Annotated in this window: 15 protein-coding genes; 8 read left to right on the top strand and 7 right to left on the bottom strand. The window is 74.5% G+C overall.

Features of this window, described 5'->3' with window-relative positions; genetic code table 11:
* Nucleotide 1: 1 nt before the first annotated feature.
* Together CG747_RS33330 and CG747_RS33325 are read left to right on the top strand one after the other, a co-directional pair.
* Entirely contained in the window at nucleotides 2–733 is a 732-nt protein-coding gene (locus tag CG747_RS33330; RefSeq protein WP_100605600.1) for a 3-keto-5-aminohexanoate cleavage protein, read from the top strand.
* An 829-nt stretch (nucleotides 734–1,562) separates the two neighbouring features.
* A complete protein-coding gene (locus CG747_RS33325) occupies nucleotides 1,563–3,005 on the top strand; it encodes an amidase (RefSeq protein WP_100605599.1) in 1,443 nt (480 codons plus the stop codon).
* Nucleotides 3,006–3,249: 244 nt separating this feature from the next.
* On the opposite strand, the gene soxR is transcribed toward CG747_RS33325, so the two are convergent.
* Complete coding sequence (gene soxR / locus CG747_RS33320) at nucleotides 3,250–3,840, bottom strand: redox-sensitive transcriptional activator SoxR (protein ID WP_100605598.1); 591 nt, start codon at nucleotides 3,838–3,840, stop codon at nucleotides 3,250–3,252.
* 125 nt (nucleotides 3,841–3,965) lie between these two features.
* Here soxR and CG747_RS33315 point away from each other — a divergent pair, with 125 nt between their 5' ends.
* Nucleotides 3,966–4,427, top strand: a complete 462-nt coding sequence (locus CG747_RS33315) for a MaoC family dehydratase (RefSeq protein ID WP_100605597.1) — start codon at nucleotides 3,966–3,968, stop codon at nucleotides 4,425–4,427.
* Between the two features lie 15 nt (nucleotides 4,428–4,442).
* On the opposite strand, the gene CG747_RS33310 is transcribed toward CG747_RS33315, so the two are convergent.
* Nucleotides 4,443–5,066, bottom strand: a complete 624-nt coding sequence (locus CG747_RS33310) for a TetR/AcrR family transcriptional regulator (RefSeq protein WP_100605596.1) — start codon at nucleotides 5,064–5,066, stop codon at nucleotides 4,443–4,445.
* A gap of 132 nt (nucleotides 5,067–5,198) precedes the next feature.
* Nucleotides 5,199–6,356, bottom strand: coding sequence for an acyl-CoA dehydrogenase family protein (locus CG747_RS33305; RefSeq protein ID WP_100605595.1), 1,158 nt, complete (start codon nucleotides 6,354–6,356; stop codon nucleotides 5,199–5,201).
* 88 nt (nucleotides 6,357–6,444) lie between these two features.
* Between CG747_RS33305 and CG747_RS33300 the strand changes: the two genes are divergently transcribed.
* Together CG747_RS33300 and CG747_RS33295 are read left to right on the top strand one after the other, a co-directional pair.
* Complete coding sequence (locus CG747_RS33300) at nucleotides 6,445–7,107, top strand: TetR/AcrR family transcriptional regulator (RefSeq protein WP_100605697.1); 663 nt, start codon at nucleotides 6,445–6,447, stop codon at nucleotides 7,105–7,107.
* 53 nt (nucleotides 7,108–7,160) lie between these two features.
* On the top strand, nucleotides 7,161–8,153 hold the full coding sequence (locus CG747_RS33295; RefSeq protein WP_257980914.1) for an urea transporter: 993 nt from the start codon (nucleotides 7,161–7,163) through the stop codon (nucleotides 8,151–8,153).
* A gap of 43 nt (nucleotides 8,154–8,196) precedes the next feature.
* On the opposite strand, the gene CG747_RS33290 is transcribed toward CG747_RS33295, so the two are convergent.
* The 3 genes from CG747_RS33290 to CG747_RS33280 form a co-directional block, all read right to left on the bottom strand.
* Nucleotides 8,197–9,297, bottom strand: a complete 1,101-nt coding sequence (locus CG747_RS33290; RefSeq protein ID WP_100605594.1) for a Zn-dependent alcohol dehydrogenase — start codon at nucleotides 9,295–9,297, stop codon at nucleotides 8,197–8,199.
* 94 nt (nucleotides 9,298–9,391) lie between these two features.
* Nucleotides 9,392–10,786, bottom strand: a complete 1,395-nt coding sequence (locus CG747_RS33285; RefSeq protein ID WP_100605593.1) for an aldehyde dehydrogenase family protein — start codon at nucleotides 10,784–10,786, stop codon at nucleotides 9,392–9,394.
* A gap of 148 nt (nucleotides 10,787–10,934) precedes the next feature.
* The gene (locus CG747_RS33280) at nucleotides 10,935–11,594 is read right to left on the bottom strand and encodes a TetR/AcrR family transcriptional regulator (protein WP_100605695.1); all 660 of its coding nucleotides are present in this window, start codon (nucleotides 11,592–11,594) and stop codon (nucleotides 10,935–10,937) included.
* Nucleotides 11,595–11,882: 288 nt separating this feature from the next.
* Between CG747_RS33280 and hmgA the strand changes: the two genes are divergently transcribed.
* Nucleotides 11,883–13,217 carry a homogentisate 1,2-dioxygenase gene (gene hmgA / locus CG747_RS33275; RefSeq protein WP_100605694.1) on the top strand — a complete coding sequence of 445 codons (1,335 nt, stop codon included), beginning with the start codon at nucleotides 11,883–11,885 and terminating at the stop codon, nucleotides 13,215–13,217.
* Between the two features lie 35 nt (nucleotides 13,218–13,252).
* Complete coding sequence (locus CG747_RS33270) at nucleotides 13,253–14,002, top strand: GntR family transcriptional regulator (RefSeq protein WP_100605592.1); 750 nt, start codon at nucleotides 13,253–13,255, stop codon at nucleotides 14,000–14,002.
* Nucleotides 14,003–14,059: 57 nt separating this feature from the next.
* Here CG747_RS33270 and CG747_RS33265 read toward each other — a convergent pair whose 3' ends face one another.
* Nucleotides 14,060–15,481, bottom strand: a complete 1,422-nt coding sequence (locus CG747_RS33265; RefSeq protein WP_100605591.1) for an MFS transporter — start codon at nucleotides 15,479–15,481, stop codon at nucleotides 14,060–14,062.
* Between the two features lie 160 nt (nucleotides 15,482–15,641).
* Here CG747_RS33265 and CG747_RS33260 point away from each other — a divergent pair, with 160 nt between their 5' ends.
* Nucleotides 15,642–16,913 (top strand): type ISP restriction/modification enzyme, encoded by a 1,272-nt coding sequence (locus tag CG747_RS33260; protein ID WP_100605590.1) that lies wholly within the window; start codon nucleotides 15,642–15,644, stop codon nucleotides 16,911–16,913.
* The last annotated feature ends 96 nt before the right edge of the window (nucleotides 16,914–17,009 follow it).

Below are 17,009 nucleotides of genomic sequence, written 5' to 3'. Positions count from 1 at the left end.
GATGCTTCAGGTGTGTCTCAACGGCGCCCGCACGGCAGCCGATTCGGGTGTCGTACCGCTCACGCCGGCCGCGCTCGCGGACGCGGCGCGGCGGGCGGTCGCGGCCGGCGCCCAGGACATCCACGTCCACCCCAAGACCCCGTGCGGTGAGGATTCCCTCTCCCCGCGCGTGGTCGGCCCGGTCCTCGAAGCGATACGGGAAGCGGTGGACGTGCCGGTGGGCGTGACGACCGGCGCCTGGGCCGAGCCGGACCCCGGGCGCCGGGCGGAGCGGATCGCGTCCTGGACGGTGCTCCCCGACCACGCCTCGGTCAACTGGCACGAGTCCGGCGCCGATACGGTCGCCGAGGCGCTGCTGGCGCGCGGCGTAGGCGTCGAGGCGGGGATATGGGCCGGGACGCCGGCGGCCGCCCGCTTCGCCGCCTCACCCCTGGCGCCGCGAGTGCTGCGGGTGCTGGCCGAGGTCATCGACGACACCGACCCGGCCACCGCGCCCACCACGGCCCGCGCCCTCCTCGCCGACCTGGCCCGCGTACCCCACGGCCGCCCGGTGCTGCTGCACGGCTACGACGGCGGCGCCTGGCCGGTGCTGCGGCTGGCCGGGGAGTTGGGCCTGGCCAGCCGGATAGGCATCGAGGACACCCTCACCCTGCCGGACGGCGCGCCCGCCGCCGACAACGCCCGTCTGGTCGCCTGCGCGGCGGAGCTGACGGGCGGCGTCCGCGGGGCCTGAGCCAATCCGCTGCCGGTCCGCTGCCGGTCCGCTGCGTGGGGCCCACCCGTACGTTTTTGGCTTCCCCCCGTTGCGCCTGCGGCGGGCGGGGCCGCTGCCGGTCCGCTGCGCGGGGCCACCCGTCGTTTTTGGCTTTCCCCCCGTTGCGCCTGCGGCGGGCGGGGCCGCTGCCGGTCCGCTGCGCGGGGCCACCCGTCGTTTTTGGCTTTCCCCCGTTGCGCCTGCGGCGGGCGGGGCCGCTGCCGGTCCGCTGCGCGGGGCCACCCGTCGTTTTTGGCTTTCCCCCCGTTGCGCCTGCGGCGGGCGGGGCCGCTGCGCGGGGCTGGTCGGCCGCGGTGCCGGGGCTGTGGGGTGGGGGTAGACCGGACTGCTGCGCTTTACGTCCGGTCTACCCCCACCCCACAGCCCCGTCCCCTCCCGTGTGTGGGTGGATGAACGGTGAGCGGGGGCACACCTCAGTGGGCCTCTGCCGCCCGAACGCCGAGTGGTGACCGGCCACCAGCCCACTCACCCTGCCCCCACCCAGCCATCTTTCCCACCCCCCATACGGGAGGGGACGGGCCGGAGGGGGTGGTGTGCAGGACGTAAAGCGCAGCAGTCCTGCACACCACCCCCGCAGGCCCGGCACCGGCACCCGACAGCCCCGCGCAGCGGACCGGCATCGGACCCGCCGCCGCAGGCAATCGGCCTGGTACGGCCTTTACGAGTCGACCTGCGAACTGAAACAACTGTTCACGGGCTGATCACCGGCGGGCACGTGCCCGGTGCCGGCCCGTCCCGCGCGTGCGGCACCCGGGTCGCACGGGCCCCGACGAGAGGGTGGACGTCCATGGGCGAGCTGCACGATCTCACCGCGCTGGAACAGGCCGCGGAGATCCGGTCGGGGGAGCTGTCCCCGGTCGAGCTCACCGAGCACTACCTCGCGCGGATCGACCGGCTGGACGACACGCTGGGCGCCTTCCTCACCCGCACCCCGGAGCTGGCCCGCAAGCAGGCCGCGGAGGCCGAGAGCGAGGTCGTCGCGGCCCGTCGCGAGGGCCGGGCGCTCCCGCCGCTGCACGGCGTCCCGGTGCCGGTGAAGGACCTCAACCGCGTCGCCGGGGTGCGCTGCACGATGGGCTCGGCCGCGCTGGCCGACCACGTCCCGGACGGCGACGACCACGTCGTCACCGCACTGCGCCGGGCCGGCACGATCATGCCGGGGAAGACCAACACCCCCGAATTCGGGCTGCCCTGCTACACCGAGAACGCCCTCGCCCCGCCCTCCCGCACCCCCTGGGACACCACGCGCTCGGCGGGCGGCTCCAGCGGCGGCGCGGCCGCGGCGGTCGCCGGCGGGCTGGCGCCGGTCGCGCACGGCAGCGACGGCGGCGGGTCGATCCGCATCCCGGCGTCGGCGTGCGGGCTGTTCGGTATCAAGCCCAGCCGCGGCCGGATCAGCGCCGGCCCGCTGCTGCACGACGTGACGGGCCTGAGCACCTCCGGTCCGCTGGCCCGTACGGTCGCCGACGCGGCCGTACTGCTCGACGTGATGGCGGGCACCCTGCCCGGCGACCCGTTCGCCGCGCCGGCCCTGCCGCCCGGCGAGACCTTCGCCGGCCAGGTCCGCCGGGACCCGGGCCGGCTGCGGATCGGGGTGCTCGCCCAGTCGCCGCTCCCGGACGTCGACGTGCATCCCGACTGCCGCGCCGCGGTCGCGGAGACCACCGCGCTGCTCGACCGACTCGGGCATCGGACCGAGGAGTTGTCCTTCCCGTCCGACGACCGGATCCTGCTCGCGTTCACCCGGGTCTGGTCGGTGATGGCCGCCAACCGCCCCGTCCCACCGGACGGCGAGGAGCTGCTGATGCCGCTCACCCGCTATCTGCGGGCCCGCGGCCGGGAGGTCTCCGGCACCGCGTTCGCCGGCTCCCTACAGGCGTTCCGGGCGTTCGCCCAGAACCTCGCCGACGGCCTGATGCCGCCCGGCACCGGCTACGACGTGCTCCTCTCCCCCACCGTGGCCGCGCCGCCGCCCCTGGTCGGCGCGCTGCGCAACGACGCCGATCCGCAGGCCGAGTTCGCCGCCGTCGGCCGCTTCACGCCGTTCAGCGCCTTCTACAACGTCACCGGCCAGCCCGCGGTCAGCGTCCCGCTGCACTGGAACGCCGAGGGGCTGCCGATCGGCGTGATGCTCGCGGGCCGCTACGGCGACGAGGCCACCTTGATCGCGCTCTCCGCTCAGCTGGAGGCGGCCCGCCCCTGGGCCCACCGCAAGCCGCCCGTCTGGTGACCGAACGGGCGGGCCGGGCCCACCGCGCGGACCCGCCCCGGAGGCCCTCCCGTCGGGGCGGCCGACTGTCGCCGCCCGGGAGGAGCCTGCCCATGACGGTCCCGCCCACGGCTGTCATGGGCGACGCCGCGTCGCCGGCCGCCTGACCGGCCGGGCCCCGGCGCAGCGCTCGCCGGGCCGCGGGCAGGTGTCGAGTACGTCGTCGCCCGAACGGGGAACGGGACGGCCTCTGGTCCTCGCGCTCCTAGTCCTCGCGCTCCGCGGGCGTGCAGGTCCACGCGTCCGGGGCGCAGGTGCCGGCCGTGCGAGCGGCATCGGCGGCGGAGGCATCAACGGCGGCGTCCTTCGGAGCGCGGGCCGGTGCCGGGTCCGCGACGCGGCGGTCCACCCGGAGGCGGCGGGCGCCGGGCCCCTGTTCGCCGAGGTTGTCGTAGGGGTTGGACAGCGCGCACTTCTCCATGGAGAGGCAGCCGCAGCCGATGCAGTCCGTCAGCCGGTCGCGCAGTTCGACGAGTTGGCTGATCCGCTCGTCGAGTTCGGTGCGCCAGACCTCGGAGAGCCGGGCCCAGTCCGCGCGGTTGGGGGTGCGCTCGTCCGGCAGCTCCGCCAGGGCGTCCCGGATCACCGCGAGCGGGATCCCGACCCGCTGCGCGGCCCGTACGAAGGCGACCCGGCGCAGCGTCTCCCGGGTGTAGCGGCGCTGGTTGCCGGCGGTGCGGGTGCTGCTGATCAGACCCTTGGACTCGTAGAAGTGCAGTGCGGAGACGGCCGCGCCGCTGCGTGCGGAGAGCTGGCCGACGGAGAGCTCATGGACCTTGAACGGAAGCTGGGGCACGCCGTCAACACTACGGCCTGTCCGGTGGTTCCCCGGTGCGGTCTGCGGCCGGGGCGTTGACAGCGGGCGCCCGCCCTCGCATGCTGAGCAAGCGCTTAGTAACACGGCTGAGGAGGCGGACGAGGATGGCAGAGCCCCGGGTGTTCGGGTCGGTCGAGGAGCTGCGGGCGGCGGTCGGCGAGGAGCTGGGTCCCAGCGACTGGCTGGAGGTCGACCAGAAGCGGATCGACCTGTTCGCGGAGGCCACCGGCGACCACCAGTGGATCCACGTCGACGAGGAGAAGGCCGCGACCGGACCGTTCGGCACCACCATCGCGCACGGCTATCTGACGCTGTCGCTGCTGCCGGTCCTGGTCCCGCAGCTGCTGCGGGTGGACAACGTGAAGATGGGCATCAACTACGGCACCAACAAGGTGCGGTTCCCGGCCACCGTCCCGGTCGGCTCGCGACTGCGGGCCCGGGCCCGGATCGCGGAGGTGACCGAGGTGACCGGCGGGGTGCAGCTCACCACGGTGGTGACGGTCGAGCGGGAGGGCGGCGAGAAGCCGGTGTGCGTGGCGGAGTCGGTCAGCCGGTTCCACCTGTAGGCGGAGCGGGGGCCGTCAGGAGGCCCCGCCCACCATCCGCAGGACGAGGTCGGCGTAGAGGGCGCCGACCTCGTCGGGCGTCCGCGGCCCCTCGGCGGAGAACCAGCGGGCGACGTCCACGCAGAGCGACAGCACGGCCAGGGTGGTGCCGGGGATGTCCGCCACCCGGAACTCCCCGCTCTCCGCGCCGTCCTCGATGATCTGCCGGAGCAGCCGGTCGGTGCGGCGGCGCAGTCCGGCGATCTCGGCGTAGTGGTCCGCGCTGAGCGCCTGGAGCTCGTACTGGATGACCCGGGCGGTGGTGTGGTGCTCGGCGTGCCAGCGGGCGAAGGCGCGCACCGCGTCGCGGAGCCGGTCGGTGGCGCTGCCCCGGGCCTCGGCGGCTGCACTCATGATCTGCAGCGCCTTCTCGTGGCCGATGCCGCTGATGCGGTAGAGCAGCTCTTCCTTGGTCTTGTAGTGGATGTAGAGCGCGGCCGGGCTCATCCCGGCGCGGCCGGCGATGTCACGGGTCGTGGTGGCGTGGTAGCCGCGCTCGGCGAACGCCTGGACGGCCGCGCTGACCAGCCGTCGCGCGGCGTCCGGGGCCACTCCGGACCACTCGTCGCTCTCCTCCGCCGCCCGCTCGGCCGCACCCATCGCGCTCCCCGCTCCTCGATCCACCAGGGGTCTTTCCCTGTCGGATCGAACACCATACCGCGGCACTGAGCAAGCGCTTAGGTCCCGTCCGGGGGACGGACCGGGCGCGCCGACGGGCGGCGGCCGGGCGGTTCAGAAGGCGGAGACGCCGGTCAGCGCGCGGCCGATGAGGAGCTTCTGGATCTGACTGGTGCCCTCGTAGAGGGTCATCACCCGGGCGTCGCGCAGCAGCTTCCCGACCGGGTACTCGTCGATGTAACCGTAACCGCCGAAGACCTGGAGCGCGTTGCTCGCGGCGCGCACCGCGGCCTCGGAGGCGAAGAGCTTGGCCTTGGACGCCGCGGTGGCGAACGGCTCGCCGCGGTCGATCAGGTCGGCCACCCGCCAGGTCAGCAGCCGCGCCGCGTCCACGTCCACGGCGATGTCGCTGATCAGCTCCTGGACGAGCTGGCGCCCGGCGATCGGGGCGCCGAACTGCTCGCGCTGCCCGGCGTATCCGAGCGCGGCGTCCAGCGCGGCCTGGCCGATGCCGACGCAGCCGGCGGCGACCGACATCCGCCCCTTGGCCAGCGCGGACATGGCGACCGAGAAGCCCTTACCCTCGGGGCCCAGCAGGGCGCCGGCGGGCACCCGCACGCCCTCCAGGACGAGTTCGGCGGTGGCCTGGCCGCGCAGCCCGAGCTTGCCGTGGATCGGACGGCGGGTCAGGCCCGGGGTGTCGGCCGGTATCAGGAAGGCGCTGATCCCCTTGTGGCCGGGGGCGCCGCCGGTCCGGGCGAAGAGCAGGACCAGGTCCGCCCAGGTGCCGTTGGTGATGAACATCTTGCCGCCGTCGACGACCCAGTCGCCGCCCGCGCCGTCCCGGACCGCGCGGGTGGTCAGCGACGCCGCGTCGGAACCGGTGCCGGGCTCGGTCAGGCCGAAGCAGCCGAGCGCCTCGCCGGACGTGAGCCGGGGCAGCCACGCCCGCTTCTGCTCCTCGTCGCCCCATGCGGCGAGTGTCTTGGCGACCAGTCCGAGCGAGACCGAGACGATGCCGCGGACCGCGGAGTCGCCGCGCCCCAACTCCTCGGTGACCAGCGCGTACGAGAGGTGGTCGCCGCCGGAGCCGCCGTACTCCTCGGGGATGGTCAGGCCCAGGAAGCCGAGGTCGCCGAGCGCGCGGACGATGCCCGGGTCGACCTGTTCGGCGCGGTCCCAGGCGGTGGCGTGCGGGGCGATCTCGCGGTCCGTGAAGTCCGCGGCGAGCCGGCGGACGGCGGTCTGCTCGGGCGTGAGCTCCAGGTTCATCTCGGGCCCCTTCTCGGCGGGAACGGGAGTGCGGAGACAGTTAATTAGCACTGCTAGTTTTTGATGGGCAGCCCCTACTATGTGCGGCATGGCCCGACCCCGCAAGCCCCTGCTGAGCCGCGAGCGCATCGTCACCACCGCACTGGCGCTGATCGACGCGGAGGGGCTCGCGGCGCTCTCCACCAGGCGACTGGCCGCGGAACTGGGCGTGAGCGGTCCCTCCCTCTACAACCACTTCACGACCAAGGACGAGATCCTCGACGCGGTGGCCGACACGGTCGTCGCCCAGGTCGACGTCTCGACGCTGGCGAGCGGCGCCGACTGGCGGGCCGGCCTGCTCGACTGGGCCCACTCCTACCGCGCGGCGCTGGCCGCCCATCCGCACATCGTGCCGTTCCTCGCCCAGGGGCCGGGCCGCCGGCCGGCCGGGCTGAGGATGGCCGACGCGGCGTTCGGCGGCATGGTCGAGGCCGGCTGGCCGCCCGCCCTGGCCACCAAGGTCTGCGCGATGGTGCGCTACTTCGTCGCGGGCTCCGCGCTCGGCTCGTTCGCCCGCGGCTTCGTGGACGACCCCGGCGCCTACGACCCGGCCGACTACCCGCACCTCGGGCAGGCGCACCTCCTGGCCGAGCACCAGCGCCGCGTGGACGAGGGCGCGTTCGAGGCAGGATTGCGGGCGCTGGTCGACGGACTGACGCTGCATCATCCGGAACTGACACCTCCCGAGGGCGATTTCAGGACACGGATGTAAAGTGCATCAGTCCCTGGCCGGCAGGGACGATGTGCGTCCTGCGGGAGGCGGAAATGCGCCAGTCGAGTACGGCCAACGAGGGTCCGACAGTCAAGGGTTACGACCTGTCGGCGACCCGCTGGGGCCGGTTCGCCACGGAGGTGCTGCGCGGGCAGGCGCAGGTCGACTTCCTGCCCAGCGCGCTGGCCGGAGCGGTGTTCTCGCTCGCGCTGTTCGTCGCGGGCTGGGAGTACGGCCTCTACGGGCTGATAGGCGCGGCCGTCGGCACCGGCACGGCGCGCCTGCTGGGCGTGGACCGCGACCGGGTCACGGCCGGACTCGAAGGCTTCAACTCCTGCCTGGTCGGGGTCGCCTGCGCGGTCTTCCTCGACGCCGACCACCTCTCCACCCTGCTGGTCGCGGTCGCCGCCAGCGCGGCGGTCACGGTCGTCACCGCGGCCACCGCGCGGGTGCTGGGCACCTGGGGCCTGCCCACGTTCACCCTGCCGTTCTGCCTGGCCGCCAGCGCGCTGACCGTCGCCGCGCCCGGCTTCCGGCACGTGTGGCACCTGGAGGGCGGCATCGCCGCGCTGCCCAGGACCGCGTCCGGGCCCACCGCGCTGACCCTCACCGACCTCTGGCACGCCTTCTTCACCAACATCGGTGAGATCTTCCTGATGCCGCAGTGGTACGTCGGCCTGATCTTCCTGATCGGCATCTTCGTCGCCGACCGCCGGCTGGGCGCCCTGGCCTGCGCCGGCAGCGCCGTCGGCATCCTGACGTCCTGGGCGCTCGGCGCCCCCGCCGACCAGGTGCGCCAGGGCCTGATGGGCTACGACGCGGTGCTGGTCGCCATGGCCCTGGGCGGGGTCTTCCTGATCACAAACGCCTGGAGCGTGGGGTACGCCCTGGTCGGCGCGGTCACCTCCACCGTGCTGAGCCCGGCGCTCGGCGCGCTCTTCGCGCCGTCCGGCGGGCACGCCTTCACCTGGCCGTTCGTGCTGGTGTCGCTGGTGTTCCTGGTGGCCGCGCCGGCCTTCCCGCGACTGCGCCCGGCCGCCGGCTGACGGACCGCGGCGGCCGGCGCGGGGCCGGCCGCCGCGGAAGACCTCAGAACACCACCAGCGCCCGGCCGCCCTTCCCGGCGAGCATCGCCTCGAACGCGGTCGGGATCCCGTCCAGTCCGATCCGGTCGGTGACCAGCGCGGAGAGGTCGAGCGCGCCGGAGCGGACATGCTCGGCGATCACCGGGAGGTCGCGGGCCGGATCGCTGTTGCCGTAGACGCAGCCGGAGAGCGTCCGGCCGAAGTAGAACAACTCCAGGGCGGAGAAGACGACCTGCTGGTCCTTGCCGCCGATGCCCACCACCGTCGTCCGGCCGCCGCGGCGGGTGGCCGACCAGGCCGCCCGGATGGTCTCCGCGCGGCCCACGCACTCCACGGCGACATCGGCGCCGACGCCGCCGGTCAGCGCCCGCACCCGCTTGGCGCCCTCCTTCTCGAAGAACGCCGGGCCGTCGGCGACCAGGAAGTCGGTGGCACCGGCCGCGCGGGCCAGCTCCTCCTTCGCCGGCGAGACGTCCACCGCCACGATCGGTCCGGCCCCGGCGATCCGGGCCGCCTGGAGGGTCGCCAGCCCCACCCCGCCGACGCCGACGACCAGTACCGACTCCCCCGCCCGGACCCGGGCGCTGTGGTGGACGGCGCCCCACCCGGTGAGCACCGCGCAGCCGAGCAGGGCCGCGTCGGTCAGCGGCACCCCGGCCGGCAGCGGCAGCGCGGCGTGCGCCGGCACCACGGTCTCCTCGGCGAACGCGGCGGTGCCCAGGCCCGGGTAGAGCGCGCTGCCGTCGGAGCCGAGGGTGGCGTACGGGGCGCCGGCGGCCCGGCCGGCGTCGGCGCACAGCCACGGCTCGGCCAGCCCGCAGAAGTGGCAGCCGCCGCAGGACGGCGCCCAGTTGAGGACCACCTCGTCGCCGACCGCCACGCCGGTCACGTCCGGGCCCACCGCGGTGACGGTGCCCGCACCCTCGTGCCCGAGCACGGCGGGGGCCGGCTGGCGCAGCGTCCCGTTGGACAGCGACAGGTCGGAGTGGCAGACGCCGGCGGCGGCGAGCTTGATCCGGACCTGGCCGGGGCCGGGCTCCGGCAGCTCGATCTCGGCGATCTTCAGCGGGGCGTTGACGGCGGGCAGGACGGCGGCGCGGACCACGGGATCTCCTCGGGACGGGGCGGGGCGGGGCGGCAGCAGGACCGCCGGGGCTGGGCGGTGGGGCGCGGGGAGCAGAGGGGGCGCGGGGGCGGGCTCAGAACTGGAGGGACTTGGTCTGGAGGTACTCGGCCAGGCCGTGCGGACCCAGCTCCCGGCCGACCCCGGACTGCTTGTACCCGCCGAACGGGGCGAGCGGGTTGAACCGGCCGCCGTTGATGTCGACCTGACCGGTGTCCAGGCGGCGCGCGAAGGCCGCCGCCGTGGCGTCGTCGCCGGCCCAGACCGCGCCGGCCAGACCGTAGACGGTGCCGTTGGCGATCCGCACCGCGTCGTCCTCGTCCTCGTAGCGCAGGACCGTGAGGACCGGCCCGAAGATCTCCTCCTGAGCGATGGTCATCTCGGGGGTGACCTCGGCGAAGACGGTGGGGGCGACGTAGAAGCCGGGCCCGTCGGGCGTCCGCGGGCCGCCCACCACGGGCTTCGCGCCCTCGGCGACGCCGCGTTCGAGGTAGCCGACCACCCGGTCCCGCTGGCGGGCGCTGACCAGCGGGCCGATCCGCTCGCCGGGGACGTACTTGGCGGCCGCGGCGGCGGCCAGCGCGACGGCCTCGTCGTACTGGTCCCGGTGCACCAGCATCCGGGTCCAGGCGCTGCACGTCTGGCCGGAGTTGGCCATGACGTTGGCGACGCCGACCGCCACCGCCCGGCCCAGGTCGGCGCCGGGCAGGATGACGTTGGCGGACTTGCCGCCCAGTTCCAGGGCCACCCGCTTGACCGCGCCGCCGGCGAGCGCGCCGATGGTCCGGCCCACCGCGGTCGAGCCGGTGAAGGAGACCAGGTCGACGCCGTCGTGCTCGACCAGCGCCCGGCCCGCGACCGGGCCGAGGCCCGTGACGACGTTGACGACCCCGCCGGGTATCCCGGCCGCCTCGACGCACTCGGCGAACAGCCGGGCCACCAGCGGGGTGTCCTCGGCGGGCTTGAGGACGACCGTGCAGCCGGCCGCCAGCGCCGGGGCCACCTTGGCGACGACCTGGTGGAGCGGGTAGTTCCACGGGGTGATCGCACCCACCACGCCGACCGGTTCGTGCAGCACGGTGGAGGTGCCGAGGGTCTCCTCGAAGGCGTGCGTGCGGGCGAGCTCGGCGTACGAGCCGCAGACCGCGACCGGCAGCCCGGCGTGCACGGACCGGCTGAAGGCGAGCGGCGCGCCGAGTTCGGCGGTGACGGTCCGCGCGATCTCCTCGGTGCGGTCGGCGAGTCGGTCGCGCAGCGCGGCCAGCCGCTCGGCGCGGGCCGCGGGCGGGGTGGCGGCCCAGCCGGGCAGGGCCGACCGGGCGGCCCGCACCGCGGCGTCCACGTCCTGCGCGGTACCGGCCGGGACGGTGCCGATGATCTGCTCGTCGGCCGGGTTGACGACCTCGATCGTGTCGCTGCCCGCGGCGGGCCGCCAGCGTCCGCCGATGTACATCGCCTCGTGGTGCTTCACGTCGTGATCCTCCCGGGCCGGCTGCTGGTGATCGGCACCCTAGGCGGCGCCCTGGGGCACTTCCTAGGGGGACACCATCCAAACTAGCGCCGGTAGTTTCGTGGCCGCCAGCGGCACCGCGCGCCCGCCCGGTCCGGGCCCGCCGCCGTTACGGCTCGCCGCCACCGGAACCGGCCGCACCGTCGACCCCGCCCGCCGCGCCGCCGCCCGCCGCCCCGTCCAGATAGCGCGCCAGGTAGGCCCGCAGCAGCTCCTTGGTCTCCGTGACGATCGCCGGATCGCCGACCGGATCGGTGCGGAAGGCGAGCTGGAGCAGCGCGTCGGCGGTCTCCACGCCGACCAGGAAGGCGGTGCGCAGCCCGGCGTCGGCGGCGTCCAGGCCGAGCCGCTCGGCGAGCAGGTGCAGCAGCCGGTCGGCGACCTCGTAGTTGGCCTGCCGGGATTCGCGCGGGGCCGGGACGGTGAACTCCACCAGGGCGAAGCCCGGCAGGTTCCGCTTCATGGCCAGGTACTCGTCGATCACCACGTCCATCGCGGCGCGCCAGCCCGCCGGCTGGTCCGGGGCGGCCAGCCGGTTGCTGATCCGGTCCGCGTAGGCGTCGAGGTTGCGCCGGGCGAGCGCCTCGGCCATGGCGCGCTTGTTGGGGAAGAAGCGGTAGACGGAGCCGATCGGGACCCCGGCGCGGCCGGCCACCGCGCGGGTGCTCAGGTCCTCGTACCCGGTCTCGTCCAGCAGCTCGGCGCAGGCGTCGAGGATCCGGGCCAGCCGCTGGGCGCTGCGGCGCTGGACGGGCGCACGGCGGAGCAGGGCCGGCGCGGGAGGGGCGGACGGGGCGACGGGGGCCGGGGTGGATTGTGGGGCGGGAGTGGACGGCGAGGCGGGCGGGGGCTTCGAAGGCTGCACACGGTCATCTTGCCCGCCGTAAGGACCGGGGATGGCCGAGCGGGGTGATCCGGCCACCGCGGCCGGGAGTTTCCGTTGACGGACCTCCCCCTCAATCCTAATGTCTTGCATAGGATTCCCCGAGGCCCTTCTCGGGGCCGTGGCGCCTTGGATTCCGTGGACGTCTTGTTCGGTGAGCAGCGGGAGCATGTGATGACAGGTACGGACAACGAGCGGGCGAGGAAGACGGCCGAGGGGCTCGCCTACTCCTCCGGCTTCGGCAACGAGCACTGCTCGGAGGCGGTCCCCGGCGCCCTGCCGGTGGGCCGCAACTCCCCCCAGCGGGCCCCCCTCGGGCTGTACGCGGAGCAGCTCAGCGGCTCCGCGTTCACCGAACCGCGCCGCCACAACCGCCGGTCCTGGCTCTACCGCATCCGGCCGTCGGCCGCGCACCCGCCGTTCGCCCGCGCCAACCGCGGCGAGATCCGCTCCGCGCCGTTCACCGAGTGCCTGCCCGACCCCAACCGGCTGCGCTGGAACCCGCTCCCCGAGCCCACCGACCCCACCGACTTCGTCGACGGCCTGTGGACGCTGGGCGGCAACGGCGACGCCACCCAGCGCGCCGGCATGGCGGTGCACCTCTACCACGTCAACGCCTCCATGGAACGGCGGGTGTTCGGCAACGCGGACGGCGAGCTGCTGATCGTGCCGGAGCGCGGCGGGCTGCTGCTGCGCACCGAGTTCGGCCTGCTGCGGGCCGAACCGGGCCACGTCGCACTGATCCCGCGCGGGGTCCGCTTCCGGGTCGAGCTGCTGGACGCCACCGCCCGCGGCTACGTCTGCGAGAACTACGGCCAGCCCTTCGTCCTCCCCGACCTCGGCCCGATCGGCGCCAACGGCCTGGCCAACGCCCGGGACTTCCTCGCCCCGACCGCCGCCTACGAGGACGTCGAGGGGCCGGTCGAGGTGGTCAACAAGTTCTGCGGCCACCTCTGGACCGCGACCTACGACCACTCGCCGCTGGACGTGGTCGCCTGGCACGGCAACCACGTCCCGTACGTCTACGACCTGCGCCGCTTCAACGTCATCGGCTCGATCAGCTACGACCACCCGGACCCGTCGATCTTCACCGTGCTGACCTCGCCCTCGGACACCCCGGGGCTGGCCGGGGTCGACTTCGTGGTGTTCGCCCCGCGCTGGCTGGTCGGCGAGGACACCTTCCGGCCGCCGTACTTCCACCGCAACGTGATGACCGAGTACATGGGCCTGATCGAGGGCGCCTACGACGCGAAGACGGCCGGGCCGGGCGGTTTCGTCCCGGGCGGCGGCTCGCTGCACAACATGATGTCGGCGCACGGCCCGGACCAGGAGACCTTCGACCGCGCCAGCGCCGCCGAACTCGCCCCGCAGAAGATCAGCGACGGGCTGGCCTTCATGTTCGAGACCCGCTGGCCGCTGACCCTCACCGAGCAGGCCCGGGACGCCGGACACCTCCAGCGCGGCTACGACGACGTATGGCAGGGTCTCCAGCGCCACTTCCGCCCGTAGCAACGGGACCAGCACCGCAGACCGGGGACCGCATCGTGACCACCTTCGCGCCCGACTCACTCGCCCTGAACCGCAAGTTGCCGCTGTGGTACCAGGTCTCGCAGTCCCTGCGCGCCTCCATACTGGGCCGCTCCCCCGAGGCGCCGCTCCGGCTGCCCACGGAGGACCAGCTCGCCACGCACTACGGCGTCAGCGTGCTGACGATGCGTCAGGCCCTCAAGGAGCTGGAGGAGGAGGGCCTGATCAGCCGGCACCGGCGCCGGGGCACGTTCATCGAGCCGCACGCGCGGCTCGGTGCGCCGGTGCGGCTGCTCGGGTCGGTGGACGCGATCGTGGCCCAGCAGTCCGGGATGCGCACCGTCCTGCTGGAGCACGGCCCGGTACCGATTCCCGCCGAACTGTCCGAATATTTTCCGGACATGGCGGAAGTAGCCGGTTTTCGGCGATTGCGCAGCGACGAGGCGACGGACGAACCGACCAACCACGCGCGCAATTTCGTACGCCCCGACGTGGCCGCCCGGATCGACCTCGCCGACCTGGAGCGGTGGCCGATGACGAAGGTGCTGCGGGACGCGGTGGGCATCCGCATCGGGCGGATCACCGACACCGTCGAGGCGCGGCTGGCCGACCCCGAGACCGCCCGCCTGCTGCACGTGCCGCTGCTCAGCCCGATCCTGCACTACACCGGCATCACCTACGACGAGTCCGGGCGGGTACTCGACGTCGCCCGGATCCACTACCGGGGCGACCGGTTCTCCTTCACGGTGACGCTCGACGCGCACTGAACGGCGGCACGCGGCCCGCCCGGAGACAGCCACCCCGCCCCGGTCCCGCCTCCGGCCTCAGATCCGCTCCAGACTCCGCCCCGTGCTCCGCGGCCCCAGCAGCGCCACATCCAGGCAGAGCAGCACCAGCAGCACCGCGGAGCCCCCGAAGACGGCGACCGCGCCGAGGTCGTTCAGCACGCTCAGCGCGACGAACGGCAGCACGACCGAGGTGAGCCGGGACAGCGAGTAGGCGATGCCGATCGCGGTACTGCGCAGGCCGGTCGGGAAGATCTCGGTCTGGTAGACGTGGAAGGCGTTGGAGAAGACGTTGCTGCACACCGTCAGCAGAAAGCCGAAGGCGACGATCGCCCAGGGGGCGGTGGCGAAGCCGAAGGCCAGGCCGCAGGCGGCGATGCCGAGCGCGGAGGCGACGATCAGCGTCCGGCGTTCGATCCGGTCGATCAGCGGGACGGACAGCGCGGAGCCGATCGGATAGCCGCAGTAGCTCAGCGCCGCGTACAGCAGCGAGTCGGTGACGGTGTACCCCTTGGCCGTGAGCACCACGGGCGCCAGCGAGCCGAAACCGTAGTAGCCGACGGTCTGCAGCACCTGGAAGATCCACCACATGAGCGTCCGGCGCCGGTACTCGCCGCGGAACATCTCCCGCCACGGCAGCCTCCGCTCCGGGGAATCCGTGGTCTCCGGTACGGACGGCAGGCTGCCGCCGGTCTCCGCCGCCACCCGCCGCTCGATACCGGCGACGATCCGCTCGGCCTCCTCGTGCCGCCCGTGCACGCTCAACCACCGTGGGGATTCGGGCAGTCGGCGGCGCATCAGCTGGATGAACGCGGCCCCCAGCGCACCGGCCACCAGCAGCCAGCGCCAGCCGTCCACGCCCAGCACCTGGTGTCCGGCCACCAGGCGGGCGCCGAGCAGCGCCGCCACCGGGACGCCGACGAAACCGAGGGTGTAGGCGTGGGCGAGGTAGCGCCCGCGGACCGCCCGCGGCAGGAACTCCGCCAAATAGGTATCGACCAGGACGAGTTCGGCACCGAGCCCGAGTCCGGACAGGAAGCGCAGCACCAGCAGCCAGCCGAGGTCCGGCGCACCCGCCGCGGCCAGCGAGAAGAACGCGTAGCCGCCCAGATTGACCAGGAACATCCGGCGCCGGCCGAGCCGGTCGGCGAGTACCGACAGCACATTGGCGCCGACGAACATGCCCAGGAACCCGGCGGCGATCACCCAGGACTTCGCGGTGTGCCCCAGTCCCCACCGCTCGGCCAGGACCGCGGCGAGCACCCCGCCCAGGAAGATCTCGTAGAGGTCGAAGAAGGCGCCGATGCCGACGACGAGGGTGATCCGGCGGTGCCACCGGGACGGCGGCAGCCGGTCCAGCCGTGCGGCGACCCGGGCCCCGGCGGGCGTCCCCCCGCGCCTCCCGGGCGCCGGGAGGGGGATCTCCCCGCGCCGTTCAGGCGTGGGGGAGGCGTCCGTCATGGCGGTCCTCCCTCGGCAGGCGTACGGCCAGGACCGTACTCCGCCAAGATCGGCAGACGGAAGACCGCGTGCGCCCGGCCGACGGCGGCGGGCGCAGTGAACGGGTGCCGCGCCCGCCGCTACCATGCGGGGGCAACCAACGGTCCGGGAGGGGCTCCGCGTGACGGCGAAGCAGGGCGCGCCAGGGCTGGACGCGCCACGGCTGTCCGATCTGATGCCGTGGTCCGTGGCCCCGCTGCGGCTCGGCCGCTCCTGGGTCATGGGGCCGGATCCGGCCACCCTGCGGGCCCGTTGGCAGGCGCTCGCCGACGCCGTGGACCCGGCCGCCCGCACCCGGCTGTTCCGCCCGTCCCGGTCCCGCACCCTGCACTCCGCGGTCGGCCAGCTCCCCGGGCAGGCCACCCCGACCGCACGGCTGGTCCGGGCGGCCGGGCCGTGCCCGGAACCGGTGCGGGTCCTGCACGGCCCGTTCGACCGGCAGTGGCTGCTGCCCGACCACCGGCTGATCGACGCGGCCCGCCCCGAGCTGTGGCGGGTGGCCGACGAACACCAGCTGTTCCTGGTCGAGTTGGGGCACGTCCCGCAGACCTCCGGCCCCGCGGTGGTCTGCTCCGCGCTCCTCCCGGACGGCCGCTCCCCCGCCGGGCGCCCCGGCCGGATCCACCCGCTCTACCGCCGCCCCGGCGGTGTCGAGCCCAATCTCGCCCCCGGCCTGGCGGAGCTCCTCGCCCACCGCCTGGACCGCCCGGTCCGCCCGACCGACCTGCTCGCCTGGATCGCCGCCACCGCCGCGCACTCCCCCGACGGCGCCGCGGTACCGCTCACCGCCGACCCGGCCCTCTGGGACCGCGGGGTGGCGCTCGGCACCCGGCTGCTGTGGCTGGGCACCTGGGGCGCGTACGAGGAGGGCGGCGCGGACCGGCCCGCCGGGCGACCGCGGTTGCCGGGCGGCCGACGGCCCTACGTACGGGCCGCCCTGCCGGCGCGTGGACTGCCGGAGGGCCTCGGCTACGCCCCCGACGACGAGGCGCTGCTGCTCGGCAGCGGCCGGATCGCACCGGTGCCGGCGGGCGCCTGGGAGTTCCACGCCGGGGGCGTACGGGTGGTGGAGGAGTGGTTCGCGCAGCGCGCCGGGGCCCCGGCCGACGGCGCGGAGTCCGCCGAGCCCGGTTCGCTGGCGGCGCTGCGGCCCACCGCCTGGCCGCAGGAGTGGACCTCGGAGCTGCTGGAGCTGGTCACCGTGCTGGCACTGCTTGCCGAACTCGCGCCGCAGGCAGCGGAGTTGACACGGGAGGTGGTGGCGGGTCCGCGGCTGGGGACGGCGGAACTGCGGGCCGCGGGGGTGCTGCCGGTGCCGGCCGCGGCGGTCCGGCCGGCGTCCGTGCTGGACCACCGGGAGGAGGGGCCGGACGGCCAGTTCGCGCTGCTGTGAGCCCTCGCGGCGCGATGCGGGTGCGGGCACACGAGGAACCACCCGCCACGAGGTGACGGGTGGTGAGAAGGAGGCACCGGACGTCAGTGTCGTGCC

Source organism: Streptomyces sp. CB02959 (assembly GCF_002803155.1).
Lineage (GTDB): Bacteria > Actinomycetota > Actinomycetes > Streptomycetales > Streptomycetaceae > Streptomyces.
Note: the sequence above shows the minus strand (reverse complement) of the source record. Positions and strands in the feature narration are given on the sequence as shown.

Bases quoted from the DNA above. Each gene is read 5' to 3' on its own strand.
- CG747_RS33315 (WP_100605597.1), top strand. From the start codon at position 3,966: ATGGCAGAGCCCCGGGTGTTCGGGTCGGTCGAGGAGCTGCGGGCGGCG.
- CG747_RS33305 (WP_100605595.1), bottom strand. From the start codon at position 6,356: ATGAACCTGGAGCTCACGCCCGAGCAGACCGCCGTCCGCCGGCTCGCC.
- CG747_RS33325 (WP_100605599.1), top strand. From the start codon at position 1,563: ATGGGCGAGCTGCACGATCTCACCGCGCTGGAACAGGCCGCGGAGATC.
- hmgA (WP_100605694.1), top strand. From the start codon at position 11,883: ATGACAGGTACGGACAACGAGCGGGCGAGGAAGACGGCCGAGGGGCTC.
- CG747_RS33265 (WP_100605591.1), bottom strand. From the start codon at position 15,481: ATGACGGACGCCTCCCCCACGCCTGAACGGCGCGGGGAGATCCCCCTC.
- CG747_RS33310 (WP_100605596.1), bottom strand. From the start codon at position 5,066: ATGGGTGCGGCCGAGCGGGCGGCGGAGGAGAGCGACGAGTGGTCCGGA.
- CG747_RS33295 (WP_257980914.1), top strand. From the start codon at position 7,161: ATGCGCCAGTCGAGTACGGCCAACGAGGGTCCGACAGTCAAGGGTTAC.
- CG747_RS33330 (WP_100605600.1), top strand. From the start codon at position 2: ATGCTTCAGGTGTGTCTCAACGGCGCCCGCACGGCAGCCGATTCGGGT.
- CG747_RS33300 (WP_100605697.1), top strand. From the start codon at position 6,445: ATGGCCCGACCCCGCAAGCCCCTGCTGAGCCGCGAGCGCATCGTCACC.